17 protein-coding genes and 1 tRNA gene are annotated in these 17,347 nt (G+C 38.6%); 8 read left to right on the top strand and 10 right to left on the bottom strand.

The annotated features are described in order from the left end of the window. The 4 genes from JR005_RS00605 to rubA form a co-directional block, all read right to left on the bottom strand. On the bottom strand, positions 1-905 hold a 905-nt coding region (locus JR005_RS00605), incomplete at its 3' end, for a LysR family transcriptional regulator OxyR (protein WP_004990358.1). 6 nt (positions 906-911) lie between these two features. Continuing rightward, entirely contained in the window at positions 912-1,856 is a 945-nt protein-coding gene (gene estB, locus JR005_RS00600) for an esterase EstB (protein WP_004990357.1), read from the bottom strand. 60 nt (positions 1,857-1,916) lie between these two features. Next, positions 1,917-3,098 carry a rubredoxin reductase RubB gene (gene rubB, locus JR005_RS00595; RefSeq protein ID WP_218665391.1) on the bottom strand — a complete coding sequence of 394 codons (1,182 nt, stop codon included), beginning with the start codon at positions 3,096-3,098 and terminating at the stop codon, positions 1,917-1,919. A gap of 79 nt (positions 3,099-3,177) precedes the next feature. Continuing rightward, complete coding sequence (gene rubA / locus JR005_RS00590) at positions 3,178-3,342, bottom strand: rubredoxin RubA (RefSeq protein ID WP_004990351.1); 165 nt, start codon at positions 3,340-3,342, stop codon at positions 3,178-3,180. A gap of 394 nt (positions 3,343-3,736) precedes the next feature. On the opposite strand from rubA, the gene JR005_RS00585 reads away from it, so the two are divergent. Then, a complete protein-coding gene (locus JR005_RS00585) occupies positions 3,737-4,273 on the top strand; it encodes an adenine phosphoribosyltransferase (RefSeq protein ID WP_218665390.1) in 537 nt (178 codons plus the stop codon). Positions 4,274-4,337: 64 nt separating this feature from the next. Here JR005_RS00585 and JR005_RS00580 read toward each other — a convergent pair whose 3' ends face one another. Beyond that, a complete protein-coding gene (locus tag JR005_RS00580) occupies positions 4,338-4,841 on the bottom strand; it encodes a YqiA/YcfP family alpha/beta fold hydrolase (RefSeq protein ID WP_044436023.1) in 504 nt (167 codons plus the stop codon). A gap of 259 nt (positions 4,842-5,100) precedes the next feature. On the opposite strand from JR005_RS00580, the gene lysS reads away from it, so the two are divergent. After that, positions 5,101-6,630, top strand: coding sequence for a lysine--tRNA ligase (lysS, locus tag JR005_RS00575; RefSeq protein ID WP_218665389.1), 1,530 nt, complete (start codon positions 5,101-5,103; stop codon positions 6,628-6,630). Positions 6,631-6,689: 59 nt separating this feature from the next. Here lysS and JR005_RS00570 read toward each other — a convergent pair whose 3' ends face one another. Then, positions 6,690-7,376 (bottom strand): superoxide dismutase, encoded by a 687-nt coding sequence (locus JR005_RS00570; RefSeq protein ID WP_119686725.1) that lies wholly within the window; start codon positions 7,374-7,376, stop codon positions 6,690-6,692. 457 nt (positions 7,377-7,833) lie between these two features. Here JR005_RS00570 and JR005_RS00565 point away from each other — a divergent pair. Continuing rightward, a tRNA-Met gene (locus JR005_RS00565) sits at positions 7,834-7,910 on the top strand. Between the two features lie 149 nt (positions 7,911-8,059). Continuing rightward, entirely contained in the window at positions 8,060-9,247 is a 1,188-nt protein-coding gene (locus JR005_RS00560; protein ID WP_218665388.1) for a hypothetical protein, read from the top strand. A 51-nt stretch (positions 9,248-9,298) separates the two neighbouring features. On the opposite strand, the gene JR005_RS00555 is transcribed toward JR005_RS00560, so the two are convergent. Together JR005_RS00555 and JR005_RS00550 are read right to left on the bottom strand one after the other, a co-directional pair. Beyond that, the gene (locus tag JR005_RS00555; RefSeq protein ID WP_218665387.1) at positions 9,299-10,363 is read right to left on the bottom strand and encodes a hypothetical protein; all 1,065 of its coding nucleotides are present in this window, start codon (positions 10,361-10,363) and stop codon (positions 9,299-9,301) included. Continuing rightward, entirely contained in the window at positions 10,353-11,981 is a 1,629-nt protein-coding gene (locus JR005_RS00550; RefSeq protein WP_218665386.1) for an NAD+ synthase, read from the bottom strand. The genes JR005_RS00555 and JR005_RS00550 overlap by 11 nt, the downstream gene beginning before the upstream one ends. A 264-nt stretch (positions 11,982-12,245) precedes the next feature. Here JR005_RS00550 and JR005_RS00545 point away from each other — a divergent pair, with 264 nt between their 5' ends. Then, positions 12,246-12,704, top strand: coding sequence for a type IV secretion protein Rhs (locus tag JR005_RS00545; protein ID WP_218665385.1), 459 nt, complete (start codon positions 12,246-12,248; stop codon positions 12,702-12,704). A gap of 197 nt (positions 12,705-12,901) precedes the next feature. On the opposite strand, the gene JR005_RS00540 is transcribed toward JR005_RS00545, so the two are convergent. Next, on the bottom strand, positions 12,902-13,135 hold the full coding sequence (locus JR005_RS00540) for a hypothetical protein (RefSeq protein ID WP_004990327.1): 234 nt from the start codon (positions 13,133-13,135) through the stop codon (positions 12,902-12,904). A gap of 498 nt (positions 13,136-13,633) precedes the next feature. On the opposite strand from JR005_RS00540, the gene JR005_RS00535 reads away from it, so the two are divergent. Then, a complete protein-coding gene (locus JR005_RS00535; RefSeq protein WP_218665384.1) occupies positions 13,634-14,632 on the top strand; it encodes a CobW family GTP-binding protein in 999 nt (332 codons plus the stop codon). Positions 14,633-14,680: 48 nt separating this feature from the next. Here JR005_RS00535 and dctA read toward each other — a convergent pair whose 3' ends face one another. Continuing rightward, the gene (dctA, locus tag JR005_RS00530; RefSeq protein WP_218665383.1) at positions 14,681-15,940 is read right to left on the bottom strand and encodes a C4-dicarboxylate transporter DctA; all 1,260 of its coding nucleotides are present in this window, start codon (positions 15,938-15,940) and stop codon (positions 14,681-14,683) included. Positions 15,941-16,143: 203 nt separating this feature from the next. On the opposite strand from dctA, the gene JR005_RS00525 reads away from it, so the two are divergent. Beyond that, complete coding sequence (locus tag JR005_RS00525; protein ID WP_004990315.1) at positions 16,144-16,680, top strand: YaeQ family protein; 537 nt, start codon at positions 16,144-16,146, stop codon at positions 16,678-16,680. Between the two features lie 44 nt (positions 16,681-16,724). After that, the gene (locus JR005_RS00520) at positions 16,725-17,066 is read left to right on the top strand and encodes an FKBP-type peptidyl-prolyl cis-trans isomerase (protein ID WP_004990308.1); all 342 of its coding nucleotides are present in this window, start codon (positions 16,725-16,727) and stop codon (positions 17,064-17,066) included. Positions 17,067-17,347: the final 281 nt, after the last annotated feature.

Below are 17,347 nucleotides of genomic sequence, written 5' to 3'. Positions count from 1 at the left end.
TAATTCAAATTCGCTGTAATCTTTTTCAAAATACCTAAAATCACATCAAACTCGCTTTGAAGTGGAGTACTTTTGCGCGTGATTAAGGCGAGGGTGCGACTTGGAGCATCCTGAAGTGGTTTGATTACTAACTCATCATTGCCTTTTAACATATGCGTTTCAATTGCAATCGCAGGTAATAGGGTAAAACCTAAGTTTGAAGATACCATTTCAATCAGGGTAGGTAAGGAGCTGGCTTTCAGACGATTGTCATTTTTACGCTCGCCAATTGGGCAGGCACTTAAAGCATGATCACGTAAACAATGACCTTCTTCTAAAAGCATCAATCTGGATAAATCAAGATCATCCAGAGATTGAGCATTTAAAGAATGTTGATCATGTTTATTACAGACGAGGTATAAGTCTTCTTTGGCAACTTCGGAGACTTTTAAGCCGCGGGTATCAAATGGTAGAGCCAACAGCACCATGTCCAGATTGCCATGTTCAAGGCGCTCTACAATTTTTTCACTTTGTGCTTCGTGTAGATGAAGCTGAATCTTAGGAAGCTGCTTATGCACCTCTTCAAGAAGCGGTGTCAAAATAAAAGGCGCAATGGTCGGAATAATCCCCAAATGGAGATCTCCTGTGAGAGGTTCACTCATTTCCCGACTTAAACGCATCAAATCCTGAGCATCTGCCAGTAAAACACGAGCTCGCGCAACCACTTGTTCACCAAGCGGAGTTAAACGTACATTTTGGCGGTCACGTTCAACCAGAACGCCACCAAGCAAACGTTCAAGTTCCATAATCCCGCCCGACAAAGTCGACTGCGTGACGAAAGAACGACGTGCTGCTTCTGTAAAGTGCAACGTTTCTGACAGCGTCACTAAGTATGACAGCTGTCTCAATGATGGTAATGCAGCCATAGTGTCCTAATTTGATGTTCTAAAGTGGTTCGCAAATAAACCGCTAAGTTGTGGAATAAAATGTGCAGGGATATCATGCCCCATTCCATGAATTAATTCAAATTTGGCATTTGAAATTGCTTTGGCAACAGCTTTACCATGACTTGGCGGAAGTAACCGATCTTGTGATCCGTGCACAACAAGGGTGGGCTGTTGAATTTGCTTATCAAGTTGTAGTAATGAACCTGTACATAAAATGGCTAAAAATTGTTGTAACACGCCCGCAGGATGATAACTGCGTTGATAAAGTTTGCGTGCAGTTTGCATGGCTTCCATTTGATTGACATAACCCGGTGAGCCAATAATTTCATAAAGTTTTAGGCTATGATTAATAATACCATCTTCATCATTGGATTTAGGCTTACCAATCAGACTAAAAAGCTGTTTGGGAAATGGAGGCGGTAACAAGGCCTGATTATTACTGGTAAATAATAAACCTAATTTCTCTACTTTTTCAGGATATTTCGCCGCAACAATCTGGGCAATCATCCCGCCCATTGATGCTCCGAGTACATAAACCTTACCCAATTGCATTTCATCAATCAACATGGATACATCTTCAGCCATATCATAAAGGGTATAAGGCGCGCCTTGATTGCCTAAGCCTAATGCAAAACGTCCCATCAGCTTAAGCGTATTTAAACGTTTTCCTTTATGTCGAATCTTGGAGGAAAGACCAATATCACGATTGTCGAAACGAACGACATGAAAGCCTTGATCGATCAATGATTTACAAAAGAAATCAGGCCAGAATAACATTTGGGCGCCCAAGCCCATCACCAATAAAATCGTTGGTTTTTCAGGATCGCCACCGACTTCGACATGAAGTTCAAGTCCATTACTCAGTTTGACTTTTGTTTCATGCATAAATGAGGTGTAAGGTGAAACTTTGTATTCCAAGGCGCTATTCATTTTTCTTTTGATTCTCCAAAAAGGCATTTAACAAGATAAATGCCTTGGATTATTTAAACCTTAAATTTGGGCTGGAATCAAGTCTGGAACGAGTTTTGTTAAGGTTAAACGTTGTTTCGCTGCTGTTGGCCCAAGCAGTACAAAGCCACGTAATGTCCCCTCAGCATCTGAAGCTTTTGCAAGCATGCCATCTTCAAGTTCTTCAGTTTCCCAATTGACGTCGACATCTACAGGGGCGGGAAGTACAGTCAGAGGTGCGGCAGGTGTTTTAACAGCAACGGGCATGGCAGGATAATGTACGGACGTTGTTTGCCCAGTTAATGTTTTGGCAAGTGCACGAGCTTGCTGCATAATTGGCATAACATAAGGAAGCAATGTTCCATTGACTTCGGCACAGTCGCCAATTGCAAAAATATCAGTTTGATTAGTTTCGAGTAAACTGTTGGTAATGACACCACGACTGGTTTGAATCTCGGCGGTTTTTGCCAACGAGATATTAGGCTGTAAACCAATGGCTGAAAGGACGATATCTGCAACGAGGGTCTGCCCGTTGGCAAGTGTAACCGCATAATCCTGTCCATCATTTATTTTTGTGACTTTTTCAACTGTGGTTGAAAGTACAAAACGAATGCCACTTTGTTCTAGATTTTGTTGGAATGCTTCGGCTACATGGGCTGGCAATAGACGACCTAAAGGACGAGGTGATAAATCAATGACGGTGACATCATGATCTGTATTTTGAAGATCATTTGCAAATTCGCAGCCAATGAGCCCAGCGCCTAAAATGACCACACGTTTGTCATTACATTGTGCAAGATTTTCGCGAAATGCTCGATAATCAATCAGTGAATTCACCACATGAATGTCATCACTTCCATCACCTGCAATGGCAAGACGAATCGGATTTGCGCCCACAGCCAGCACTAATTTTGAATAGGATTGGATGTTTTGTTGTCCATCTTTTTCTATGACTAGCTCATGAAGATCTGCATGAATTTCTTTGACCCATGTATGCGTCTGAATTTGCATATTGAGTTGTGTTGACATTTTTTCGGCATCACCCAACTGAATTTGTTCAGGTGCTTTATTACTAACAAGTGCATTAGATAAAGTCGGTTTAGCATAATTTACTGCATCGTCAGCACAAATCATGAGAAGTTCATGGTCTGGGTTTAATTTCCTAAACTCGCGAGCCAACGTGTAACCTGCCATGCCTGATCCAATGATGACGATAGGATGCATTGCGTATTCTCCATTCACAGTAAATGATTAACTTTTAAGTAAAAAGACCATGAATTGTACATGGTCTTGATGAAACATATTAGATTTCGATCATTTCAAAATCAGCTTTTGAAACGCCGCAATCTGGGCAAGTCCAGTCATCTGGAATGTCATCCCATTTTGTCCCCGGTGCAATGCCGTCTTGTGGCCAGCCTTCTGACTCGTCATAAATCCATCCACATACGATGCATTGATATTTTTTCATTTGATTCTCCAACCCGATAAGTTCGCTTCAGCTGCCTGTCGTAAAACGAATCCATTCTCTAAATATAGACTCTAGCGATAAATGCAATCACATTTATACAACTTATGATTTTTGCGCAGATCATCAGCTAAGTAAAGCAATTAAAGGAGTTTAATCATTCAGAATAAAAGCGGAATGGCAGCTTGGGACAAAAGCGTGGTTATTTGGGCAATGAAGCCAATCAAGTCATTTTAAATAAAAATAAATTGATGCTTTACAGTTGGTTGTATCGCGTCTTTCTGGAAAAAGTGGCATGATAATTAATGAATAATCTTGTTGTTGGTTGGTCTCACTGGTCTAGTTAAATATGAAGGTGTAAAATTAAGACATTCATTTGCCATCTTAGATTGTATTTATGACCGCTCTTGCTCAGACTTTATGGTCGCATATTCGGACTGTGCCTGATTTTCCTAAAAAAGGCATTTGTTTTTATGATTTAACTCCTTTATTTGTCAAAGAACTAGACTTACTCACTGATGCATTAATTGCGGCTATTCCCGAGTCACAATTACAGCAGGTCGAAAGTTTTGTTGCAGTGGAGGCAAGAGGATTTGTTTTAGCTACGTTATTGGCACAACGATTACAAAAAGGTTTATTGTTGGTGCGTAAGGCGGGCAAGCTACCACCACCAGTTGAATGTGTTGGTTATAGTCTGGAATACGGTTCAGATCAGTTAGAAATGTCAGCGCAAATCGAAGCGCAAAAAGTGATTTTGGTAGATGATGTGCTAGCGACAGGTGGAACCTTAAAAGCGGTTAATCAACTTTGTCAAAAATGTGGACATGAGGTCTTGGGTGCTGTCATTTTACTGGATTTGCCAGATCTTCATGCGGATTTAGGTTTATCAGTCTGGCATGTGCTGGATAATAAATCTGAGGGTTATTCTGAATAAATCATATCCATAAAAAGAGAATGAGACCTCATTCTCTATAGGCGCTATAGGATAATTTTCAGATTTATTTAAAATACTGTTTTTGAATATGTTCAATCAGATGATTGATCTTTTCGGGCTGTTCAAGACGATGATGACCACCTTCAACAGCATCGATTAGCATATAGTTTTCCAATTGCGATTGAACTTCACGCATATCGATCACCTCATCACCTAATTCAAGATAAGCCAATCGTGGAAGATCATTATCCAGATCTTCAGGCGAAATAGGGGGATAATCATCACGAAAATGAGGGGTTAAACTAGGGTTAGCCACAATCGCAGCCAATTGATATTGACTGGAGAGTTTAAGCGCCCAGTATCCGCCTAGACTATGTCCAATCAGGATATTTGGTCGAATGCTTTGAATAATATTTTGATAAAAATGTGCAACCGTTTCATAGTTTAAATTGCGATAATCGACATCAATACAAAACTTGTTTGTACTTTGAATAGCATGAAACTTGGTGGATTCACGCGAGGAGTCCAAGCCATGCAAAAATAATATTTTAAATTGATCTTGCAGCATTTTTATTTAAACCAGTAGGATGAATAAACTGGTCATTCCATGTCCACAGCTATTCGTTTTAAAAGCACCTCAATGTTTAAATATTTTACTGTGAAGTGTGGAGAATGAATCTTAGATTTTGGTCTAAGGAGATGGGTTAAAGCATTCAAGAAAACAGGATTCACATGAATTTCAAAGATACAGCCGAAGAAATCATACGAAAATCTGATGACATCTGCTAAACTCTACGACTTCATTTTTTTACTTAATCGAGGCAGAGATGACGCAACAAAACGCTCAATCGACTTCTGAACCCATTATTTCCGAAAACGATTTAATTGCACAGCGTCATGCCAAGTTAAAACAAATTCAGGACAATGCGAAGCAAAGTGGCCAAAGTCCGTGGCCAAACAGCTTTAAACGCGAACATTACGCTGCTGATTTACAAGAACAATTTAAAGATCAAGATAAAGCACAGATTGAAGCGGCTGAACATATTTATGTGAAAGTTGCAGGGCGTGTCATGCTCAATCGTGGATCATTTATGGTGATTCAGGATATGACAGGTCGTATCCAACTGTATGTGGACCGTAAAGGTTTGCCCGCAGAAACTTTGGAAACCATTAAGAGTCTGGATCTGGGCGATATTATCGCGGCTGAAGGTTATATTGGTCGTTCAGGCAAAGGCGATTTATATGTTCACCTTGAAGGCTTTGAATTACTGACCAAATCGTTGCGTCCTTTACCAGACAAATTTCATGGTTTAACTGATACCGAAGCTAAATATCGCAAACGTTATTTGGATTTGATCGTCAATGAAGAAACGCGTAAGACTTTTGAAATTCGTGCCAAAGTGGTTGCAGGGATTCGTGCATTTTTGAACAATGAACGTTTTATGGAAGTTGAAACCCCAATGATGCATATCATTCCGGGTGGTGCTTCTGCGCGTCCATTTGAAACGCATCACAATGCATTGGATATGCCATTATTCTTGCGTATCGCGCCTGAGCTTTATTTAAAACGTCTGGTGGTAGGTGGTTTTGAACGTGTGTTTGAAATTAACCGTAACTTCCGTAATGAAGGGGTATCGACACGTCATAACCCTGAATTTACCATGATCGAATTTTATCAGGCTTATGCAGATTATAAAGACCTGATGCAATTGACTGAAAACATGCTAGAAAAATTGGCTCTGGATATTCTGGGTAGTACAGACGTTCCGTATCAAGGCGAAGTATTCAGCTTTAAAGGGCCGTTTAAAAAGATTTCCATGTTCGATGCGATTTTGGAAAATAATCTAGAATTTACGCCTGAAAATGTGAATGACCGTGAATTTTTGGCTAAATTTACTCAAGACGTATTAAAAGAACAGGTAAAACCTGGCTTTGGTTTAGGTAAATTACAAACGATTGTGTTTGAAGAAACCGTTGAAACCAAATTGCGTCAGCCTACATTTATTACTGAATATCCAGCGGAAACGTCACCACTAGCGCGTCGTAACGATGACAATCCTCATATTACTGATCGTTTCGAATTCTTTATTGGTGGTCGTGAATTGGCGAATGGTTTCTCGGAGTTGAATGATCCGATCGATCAAGCGGAACGTTTTCAGGCGCAGGTTGCAGAAAAAGATGCAGGTGATGATGAAGCGATGCACTATGATGCTGACTTTGTGGAAGCACTTGAGTATGGTTTACCACCAACCGCAGGTGAAGGCATCGGAATTGATCGTTTGGTGATGTTATTTGCTGATGCACCAAGTATCCGTGATGTCATTTTATTCCCGCATATGCGCCGGAAAGAAGGTTAATATTTTAAAAGCAAAAACAAGCGCCTAAATGGCGCTTGTTTTTTATAGATGCAGAAAAATTATTTTTTGACGGCTTGTGTATAACGTTCGTTGACTTTATTCCAGTTCACCACACTCCAAAATGCCTTGATATAGTCCGCACGACGATTTTGGTATTTTAAATAATATGCATGTTCCCAAACATCCAATCCGAGTAAAGGCGTACCTTTTGTTTCAGCAATATCCATGAGAGGATTATCCTGATTCGGTGTTGAGGTGATGGCAAGCTTTCCATCTGGCGTGACGATCAGCCAAGCCCATCCTGAACCAAAACGACCCGAAGCTGCCTCGTTAAATTTTTGTTTAAAGGCATCCAGTGAACCAAAGTCCTGATTGATTTTTTTCAGCAGTGTTGCGCTTGGTTGCCCTGTTTTCGCTGTGGGTGCTAGGCTATCCCAAAAGAAGGTATGGTTAAAATGACCACCACCATTATTACGAACAGCTGTATTGTATTTTGAAATCTGTTTTTGTAGCTGAATAAGTTCGATTTTGTCGAGCTCTGGATAAGTCTTAATCTGTGCATTCAAGTTATCGACATAAGCTTTATGATGTTTGCCATAATGAATTTCCATGGTCTGTTGATCAATGGCGGGCTCTAAAGCATTGCTGGCATAGGGTAAAGGTGCTTGTTTAAAGTCAGCAAGTGCAGACATACTGATGACTGATGTAGTTAAAAGAAAAAGCGTAGTCTTAAATGCTCGTGTCATTGGATCGTCCTTATATGTCGAAAACCTTTTCAAGATCACATAGTAACGGGTTTATTATAGAGAATGATTCTTGGTTACATATATATAATAAATTTTGTATTAAATTGATCAAAATTTAAATATTTTTTAAGTTTTATATGGATCATTTTTAGGCTTATTTCAGACATCCTTTTATTTCTCTTTGCGAAAAAAAAATAAAAGGCGGTTTAAAACCATGACGACAGAAGTCTTTTGTCTAAACATACACAGCAATACTATTTTTAATTTATTTATCTCAAATAAACTGTTCAATAGAATTTGAGTCATGCCTCACCCAATATTGTATTCTGTATGCTAAATGTTCTTAAATTTTAAATGTCACCCAGTATTTCAATGTATTTGAGTATTTGATGAACAGATGGTCGCTAAAGGTGTTGACGCTTATCCTGCTTCTATAGATAATGCGCACACAGTTTATGGCTATGTAGCTCAGTTGGTTAGAGCACCGCACTCATAATGCGGGGGTCACAGGTTCAAGTCCCGTCATAGCCACCATTTTTAAAGATCATGTACCTTACGTGATCTTTTTTTTTATTTACATTTTTCGTTCATCTACTTTTGTTAACATCAAGTTCAATGTTTTAGTTTTCTAATTAAAAACGAACTTATGCATTTTCATCACCTCAGTTTCAGGAAGTTATGACATGAATAAGTCAGTATTACTACTTACAACAAGTATTATTTTTAGCTCAAGCAGTCTATGGGCATCCGATTTAAGTTGGGGTGATCCTCAAGAAAATCTGGGGGAAATCAAACTTTCAGGTGCAATACGAACTCATTTTTATAGTAAGGATTATCAGGAAAAAGCCAATGAGGGTCAAAATAATCTCTGGCGTTTAGCAGATATTCGTCTGGTGCTGGATTATGAAAATCCAGATTGGCTGGCTTCGATAGATGGGCGCTGCTATCGATATGATCAACTTTGTGATGCGGTTTTTTTACGTCACGCATGGATAGGTTACAAGTTGAATGATGAACAACGGATAAGTTTAGGTTTGCAGCCTATTAATTTTGGATTAGGTGAATTTTGGGGCAGTAGTTATTATGAAACGCTCATGAATACCTTAGGGTTTGAGGATGTTTCCAATCTTGGAATCCAATACCAACTTCATCATGATGACTATCACGCGAGCTTTGCATTCTATCCAAGTGATGGTGGAAATTATAAAGGCACATCAAAAGATGCCAGTCGTTATACTCCAAACTTTGTGGAATCAGATGATTTAACAACGGGAACACATTTGAAAGAAAAAAATATGTGGATCGCGAGGTTAACCAAAAAAATTGAATTAGATGAACGTCGTCAGCTAAGTACAGAGCTAGGGACATCTTTTTGGTATTCAGAGATTGAAAATAAACGTACTCATCGCGATGGACATCGTAACACATGGAATGTTTTTGCTACGACTCAATTAGGTCAGTGGCAATGGCTTAGTTTATATGGTCAGCAGAAGATTAATAATCACGACGATATGTTCCCAGACAGTTCAACCATGGGTGCTTTCGATAGCAATTACCAACTAGCAAACCAAGGACGCTATTTGCTCAATGAAGTGAATTACACCTTTGAGCAACCCTATTTTCACTTAGAAAATATTAAGCCATATTTATCGCATAGTCGTTTCTTTAAAGATGAATCAGGTTATAAAGATTCAGAGCGTTTAATTGGTGGGATTGCATTTAATTATAAAGCCATTGGCGTTCAGGCTGAATATCTTATGAGTCGCAATGACCCGATGAACGGCGGAGACGCTGACAGTTTGGCGCAGGGGAATCAAACTCAGACTGGTTGGGATAAAATGTTTTATCTCGCGGTGGGTTATTATTTTTGATTATCAGGTTTTAAGCTCAATACATAATAGAAAATGTATTGAGCTTAAAGATTAGTTCGATTTTAAATGTTTAGAAATCACATTAAGCGTATCTGAACGAAGGTAAAATGGTTTCAATAGATTAAAGATTAAAGGCTCTAATAAATCCTGTTCATCCAATGCCTGAATCGCCTTAGGATAAAAACGTAAAGCTTCTGTTTGTATATCTTGTTCTGTTAACCCAACTCCAAACAGTAAATCTTGCAGGGTTTCATCTTCATAAAAACGATAGAACACCTCAACCCCATGTAAAATCAGATTTTGCATTAAAGGCGATTGGCGCAACTCTTTCCAATACTCATAAATTAGAACAAAAAATTCTTCAATATCAATGGGTTTAAGCTGAGAGGCGTATTGATGGATGGTTTTCTCTTTGACATCATCCCAAATATCACGAATGAGAATTTCCAAATCCTCATTACTTAAAATGCTTAACCCAGCAAGTTGCTGCTGAATAAACTCAGCTAGATAATCTTCCAGTTTTTGCTCAAGGCGTTGTTGCTGAATGCTCGAAAACTGAAGTAATTTACGTTTCCATTCAGACCCAGCGCGTTCTGGTAGCCGACTTTTGGAGTTTAGGGTAGTGAATAATACTGGAAGCTGATTTTGTAAAACCGTTGTAGCAATAAACTGACACAACTGCCGAATCGCAGGGCTACTTTTCAAAAATTGGTTCAAGTAAACCCGTACATTATCGAGTTCTAGAAATTTGGATAACCAGATTTCAAATTGATAATCAGAAACCAAGTCATTGACAGTGGCTGTAGACTGAAGCGTATATAAATAAATTTTTTGCGCAATTTCACCAATAAATTCAAGCAAACCAGCGCCAAGCTGCATTTCTAAGGCATAGCGTTTGACTACATCTTGTAGTTGCTCAAGGCTCACCACTTGACCAAGTGTCAAATGTTGTGAGGTATTAAATATGAGATGGGTAATATGCTGTAGATATTCTGGTGAATGTTCACCAGTAAGCTGCTGTTTAAAATAACGCACTTGCTCGAGCAAAAGTGCTTGAGCAAGTTGTTCGCTAGGCGATAATGTCTGATCCGTGACAGTTTGATCCTTAGATGTCATCTGGTCTCCAACCATTTACGATAGGGTAGCGGCGTTCGCGACTAAAAGCACGTGAGCTGATACGCGGTCCAATCGCGCCCTGACGACGTTTATATTCGTTTCGATCTACAAGACGAATGACTTTTTCAACAACTGCTTTATCAAAACCTTTGGCAATAATATCGGCCTGACTTTGATCTTCTTCAATATAGGCATACAGGATTGCATCCAGAATATCATAAGCAGGTAATGAGTCCTGATCTTTTTGGTCTGGACGTAATTCTGCTGATGGCGGTCGAGTAATCACACGTTCAGGAATGACAGGCGTATCACTTAAACTATTACGATACTTTGCCAATTCAAATACGATGGTTTTATACACATCTTTGAGGACTGCAAAGCCACCGACCATATCACCGTAAAGTGTACAATAACCGACTGCCAGTTCAGATTTATTACCTGTTGAGAGCACCAGATTACCAAATTTATTGGATAAACCCATCAATAGCGTACCACGTGCACGAGCTTGCAGATTTTCTTCGGTAGCATCGGCAGGACTGTTGCCAAAAAATGGATACAGGGTTTGCATAAAGCTATTCACAATATTGTGAATTTCAGCGATCCCAAAGGTTACGCCCATGCGACGTGCTTGTTCAGAAGCATCTTCAACACTGATTTGCGCCGTATAAGTATAAGGCATCATGACGGCTTGTACTTTATCTGAACCAAGAGCATCCACTGCAATTGCAAGTGTTAGTGCCGAATCGATACCGCCAGATAAACCTAAGATTACACCTGGAAAACCAGAACGCTGAACATAGTCACGGGTTGCCATGACCAAACCTTGATAGATTTCAGCAATAGCATCCAGATTTGGCGATGGATCAGCTACATTAAACTTTTTATCTTCAGGATTAAAGTCTGTGAAATAAAGAGCTTCTTTAAAGCTAGGTGCTTTAAGTGCCAGACTACTGTCATGATTGATAATAAAACTACTACCATCAAAAATCAGATCATCTTGTCCACCCACTTGATTGACATAAATCAAATTCACATTAAATTGTTTAGACAATTCCGTCAGGGTTTGTACACGATGTTGTGGCTTACCGACTTCATAAGGGGATGCATTTAAAATAACAATACTATCCACATTGAGCTGTGCGACTTGCTTAACCGTATTGATTGACCAGATGTCTTCACAAATCAAGACACCAAATTTATGACCTAAATATTCAAAAACAAGATGCTGATGACCTTCATTAAAATAACGTTTTTCATCAAACACACCGTAGTTAGGTAGATTGTGTTTGTTATAGATGCCGAGGACTTGACCGTCTTGCATCACCGCCGCTGAGTTATAACGCTGGCCTTCTTCGGTCAAATGTACAAAACCAAATACCATGACGATATCTTTGACTTCAGCAAGCTGTTTAAAGGCTTTATCGATACGTTTGGCAAGTGCTGGACGTAACAATAAGTCTTCAGAAGGGTAACCAATCACTGAAAGTTCTGGGAAAATAATTAAATCAGCATTTTGTTTTTTTGCTTCAAGCGCCTGCTCAATCATTTTTTGAGCATTTGCATCTATATTGCCAATATGCGGTGAAAATTGGGCAAGGGCAATTTTAAAACTTTTCATCCAAACCTAATCCTAGATTAAATATATAGATATACACAACATGTTGATTTATCATTTTTTTTGTTCAACTTTGCGTATGAGGTAACAAAGTAAATTAACGTATAACGTAAAAGCGCAAGGTGGATAATATATACCAATCCAATGTTTTTCGGCGTAAAAAATGACAAGTTTTTGCATATTATTATGGAATACTTACAAATTGACATTTTTTAAGCAACTCATCATAGCATTATATTAAGCAAATCATGATGTGTTTAGAATAAGATGATATACGGTTTAAACAAGCACTTGATGGTTCAAAAACGCTTACTGACCCATGCTGAAAAGCAACTGGCAATGAGTGTGTTTGGCACATCTATTAAACTTGAGCATATTCAAATTGTGGCGAATCGCTTGGTTTTAAAACACTATGCGATTAGCCCCAATGGCAATATTTATTTTCATCCAGAAAATTGGTGTGAGGATTTTACTCAAGATACGATTTTAAAGCAGTCGTGGCTTATTCATGAACTGGTACATGTTTGGCAGTATCAGCAAGGCGTTAAGCTGATTCGTACAGCTCTATTTGATCGTAAATATAATTATGTGTTACAGCAGGGCAAGCAGTTTTTTCAATATGGTATTGAACAGCAAGCACAGATGGTACAAGACTATTTTATTCGCTTGCATACAGGACAACCCTGTCAAGATCTTGCTACATGTATTCCATTTATTCCGAAATAAAACATAAGAGTATCGTTGACTTGGGTATTGATAGAAAGTTGATTTGTGTGTTGATCAAAACTGAAAATTAATCATTAGAAAAATAAACGATCTAAAAGCGTCAGAGGTCAAATCGCAGCAATGATTTAACCTCTGTCACTTGGTTTAAACTGGGAAATTTAAACCTAAATAAATGCTGTTATTGAGAGAGCCTTATATTATTGAGCTGGCTGTGTAGGTTGAGCTTGTCCTTGAGCTTCAGCAGCATTTTCAGAACCAGGTTGTGCTGAGGTAGGTTGACCAGCAGCTGACTCAGGCGTCGCTGTATTTGGAGATTCTTGAGTGGATACTACCACTTTTTCTTGCTCTTGAGCATGATCTGCTTTTGCAGCAAAAGTAGTAGCAGCAGCTAAAGTAAGTGATGAAGCAAGTAGAATTTTAACGAGTTTCATTGGAGGCATCCTTTATTTAAATTAAAAAAAGCGATCAGTGAATGACTTTGAGTTGAATAATCAAACGACTTCGCTTGAACATCATGCTAGAAGTTCTGTTGACAGGCAGCAATCAATGCAACAATGCTTAACGAGTAGATTTACACAAAAATTACAAATGGTGAGTGACTGTATTTTTATTGTAAAAATCATGCAATTTAATCCTGTAAAAAGTGTATGGATTTATTTCATGATGATTAAAAATAAACCAATACCATTACTCATATTTACATAAACAAAGACAAACAGAGAATAGTTAAATTGGATATTTCACTAAATAAATGGATTTTAATTATTTTATTGAATATGTGGTGTGATTTTTATCACAAAATGACTTTAAGTGAATGCATCAAGAAAGAGCTAGGTATTTTTAAAAGATCCATAATAAGATAGATCAAGTCACTACAAAGACGTCTGAAAAAGCCTAAATGCTCCCATGATTGATAAGCTGAGTTTAACGTGAAAATTATTAATTCAAGACCTGTTCCCACTCATATTCTTTCAGGATTTTTAGGTGCAGGTAAAACGACGTTGCTGCAACATTTATTACAACAAAAGCCTGAGCATGAAGTCTGGGCAGTCCTCATGAATGAGTTTGGTCAAATTGGCGTTGATCAACAGCTTTTGCCACAGCAACAAGGCTTTGAAATCAAAGAACTGCTTGGTGGTTGTATGTGTTGCAGTAGCCAATTGCCTTTACATATCGCGTTGGCACGGTTGCTCTCCGAGTCAAAACCAGATCGTTTATTTATAGAACCCACTGGATTAGGACATCCTGCACAATTGATGGAACAACTGACTGAGCCGCATTGGCAGAGTAGTCTGGATATGCGGGCATTGGTCACAGTGGTGGATGGCAGTCGATTACATGAAAGTAATTGGGTCAAACAAAATCTCTATGAAGATCAGATCAAGGCCGCTGAAATAGTCGTCATTTCGCATACAGATGTGATGACCTTTGAAGATGATCAGGCATTGTTGCAACTTCAACAAGAATATGAGGTTTACCAACAACAATGGTTAAGTACCGCGCATGGGGAGCTTCAGCTAAAACAGATTGATCTGGCACATGTTACCCATGAACGTAAAATTCAGCCCTTACTGATCCAGCAAAGACAACAGCTGGCTACGGAACAAGCAACTGAAATTAAAGAATTACCTTACCATTATGTAGAACATGCGCAGGGTTATATGGTTGCTGGCTGGAAATTTCCGCGTCGTTGGATCTTTAATTTTGACCGATTATTGGATGTGTTATGTGAACAGCAGAATTGGTTACGTATAAAAGCCATTTTTCATACCCATCAGGGCTGGATGTATTTTAATTGCAACCCGAATCAGTTTAATTATAAAACGGGTGAAGAAAATATTGATAACCGTATTGAAATGATTAGTCAGCATGAGCACAACTGGCTCAAACTGGAAACTGATTTATTGGCTGCGAGAATAGAAACCTGATCAGGTTTCTATTCTATGTTTAAGATTATTTGAGGTTTATAAGTCAATTTATTTTTGATCTAACACTGCTTTCGCCTGTGCATGGTCAATATCTTTTTCCCAGTGTGCGATGACAACAGTCGCAACACAGTTGCCGATGAGGTTGGTACAGGCGCGGACAATTCCAATAAACCAATCCACCGAAAGAAGAAGTACCAGACCAATGGCAGGTAAACTTGGAATTACCGATAAAGTCGCGGCTAAAATCACTAAGGCTGAACCTGGAATACCGTGCGCGCCTTTAGAAGTCACCAGTGAAACCAATAAAATAGCCAGTAGGTCATGCATGGAAAGATCAATATTGCAGGCTTGTGCAATGAAAATAACGCCCAAAGTTAAGTAGATGGAGAATCCATCCAGATTAAAAGAATAACCCGTTGGAATGACCAAACCGACCGTTGAATCTTTAATACCAAGCGCTCTGAGCTTTTTCATGATTTGTGGCAAAACAGAATCTGAAGATGCCGTGCCTAAAACAATGGAAAGTTCATCTTTAAAGTAGTTTAAAAATTTGAAAATATTTAAACCTGCAAGTTTAAGGATAGAACCCAAAATCACTACCACAAAGACAATACAGGTCAAATAAAACAAAATCACCAAATAGCCCAGTTGCATGAGCGAATCTAGTCCAAATTTTGCTGTGGTATAGGCCACCGAACCTAAAACGCCTAAAGGTGCGAGACGAATAATCAGTCCCATCATCTTGAATAAAACTTCAGAAAAAGCTTCGATGGATTGACAGACCAGTGATGAAAATTGTTTAGGAATCAGCAGCAGACTGACACCAAATAAAATGGCAATCAGTAAGACTTGAAGAATGTCGCCATCGGTAAAAGCACCGAATAAGGTTTTCGGAATAATATGCAAAATAAAATCTGAACCTGAACTAATCGCGTGTGCACGTTCGGTATAGGTACTTAAATCCTTACTGTCGAGCTTAGTAATATCAATATTCATTCCGACGCCAGGTTTGAAGATATAAGCGACGGCAATGCCCAGCATGAGTGCGATAGTCGTGACGATTTCAAAATAGAGAATGGTTTTTGCACCAACTTTTCCCATTTTTTTAATATCACTTGCACCATAAATACCCAATACCACAACACAAAACACAATAGGGGCGATCAGCATTTTGATCAAAGAAATGAAACCATCACCTAATGGCTTTAAATTTAAAGAAAAATCATGAAAACTTAGACCAATTACAATCCCTAAAATCAATGCAATAATGACTTGAAGAAAAAGACTGGATTTAATTTTTTGCCACATTGTACAGGTTCATCATCGAAAATTTCCCCAAACATTGCAAAAAGCTCGCCAATTTGAGATTGGGCCATCAAAAAAAGAAAATAACTAAAGATCAAACAATGCTGCAATGTCAGGAAATCTGAAAAAATAGATGAAAACGATAACTTCAATCTGATTGCTAAAATCGGGTATGCTAGCGCCCATCAAAAATGGACAGTTTCATTATGGCGCTAAAAGCAACAATCTATAAAGCAGACTTAAATATTGCAGATATGGATCAGCATCAATATGGTGATTATCAACTCACTTTAGCGCTGCATCCTTCTGAAACTTTAGAGCGTTTGATGGTTCGTATCGTGGCATTTGCACGTTATGCAGATGAACAACTCGAATTTACCAAGGATTTATTTGAAACCGATGAACCTGCTTTATGGAAAAAAGACTTAACAGGTTTACTTGAGCAGTGGATTGAAGTGGGTTTGCCGTCTGAAGATAAAGTCAAAAAAGCGGCTGCGCGTTGTAAACAGGTGGCTGTGATTGCTTATGGCTCACAAGTCGATGAATGGTGGAAAAGAAATCCTAAAATTAAAACCCTTGAAAATGTGGAAGTCTGGCAAATTTCAGCCGAGAGTTCAGCACAACTTGAGCAACTTAGTCAGCGTACTATGCAATTACAACTGAACGTGATGGATGGTGAGTGGACACTCATCGGTGATCAGGCGCAAGTTGTGATTCAATGGACACAGTTACAAGGGTTATAATCTTGACAAGATAAGCCACGTTATTTGATCTGGAGAAATGTGTCATGACCGCAGAACTAGAAATTATCGATTTGAAAGTAGGAGAGGGTAAAGAAGCCGTTAAAGGAGCTTTAATTACCACACATTATACAGGCTGGCTTGAAGATGGAACACAGTTTGATTCTTCACTGGATCGTGGTCAATACTTTGAATGTGTCATTGGCACTGGTCGTGTGATTAAAGGTTGGGATCAGGGCATCATGGGAATGAAAGTTGGCGGCAAACGTAAGTTGATTGTTCCTTCGCACCTTGCTTATGGTGAGCGTAAGATGGGTAAAATTATTCCTGCAAACTCAAATCTTATCTTTGAAATTGAATTGTTCGATGTCAAAACGCGTGATGATTAAACTTTAAATCATCTCACACATCGAATCTTTTATTTCGATATTGTAGGTTCGATGTGTATGAGCAATTTATGTTATGGTGCATTTTAAACTGTGATGTTTAAATGAATAAAAAACAAGAGACCTCTTTCTAAGTCTCTTTTATTTATTCCTATGCAAGAAAAAATAAAAGAGTTTAAACAATGGTGAAAGAAGTCTTATATATCTTAAATTTTTAACATCATAAAAATGAATAGTCCGAGCTAAATCTAAGCTGAGTTAGAAGAGATCTGCTTGTTTAAATT

Source organism: Acinetobacter sp. Colony158 (genome assembly GCF_019264745.1).
GTDB classification, from domain to species: domain Bacteria; phylum Pseudomonadota; class Gammaproteobacteria; order Pseudomonadales; family Moraxellaceae; genus Acinetobacter; species Acinetobacter ursingii.
Note: the sequence above shows the minus strand (reverse complement) of the source record. Positions and strands in the feature narration are given on the sequence as shown.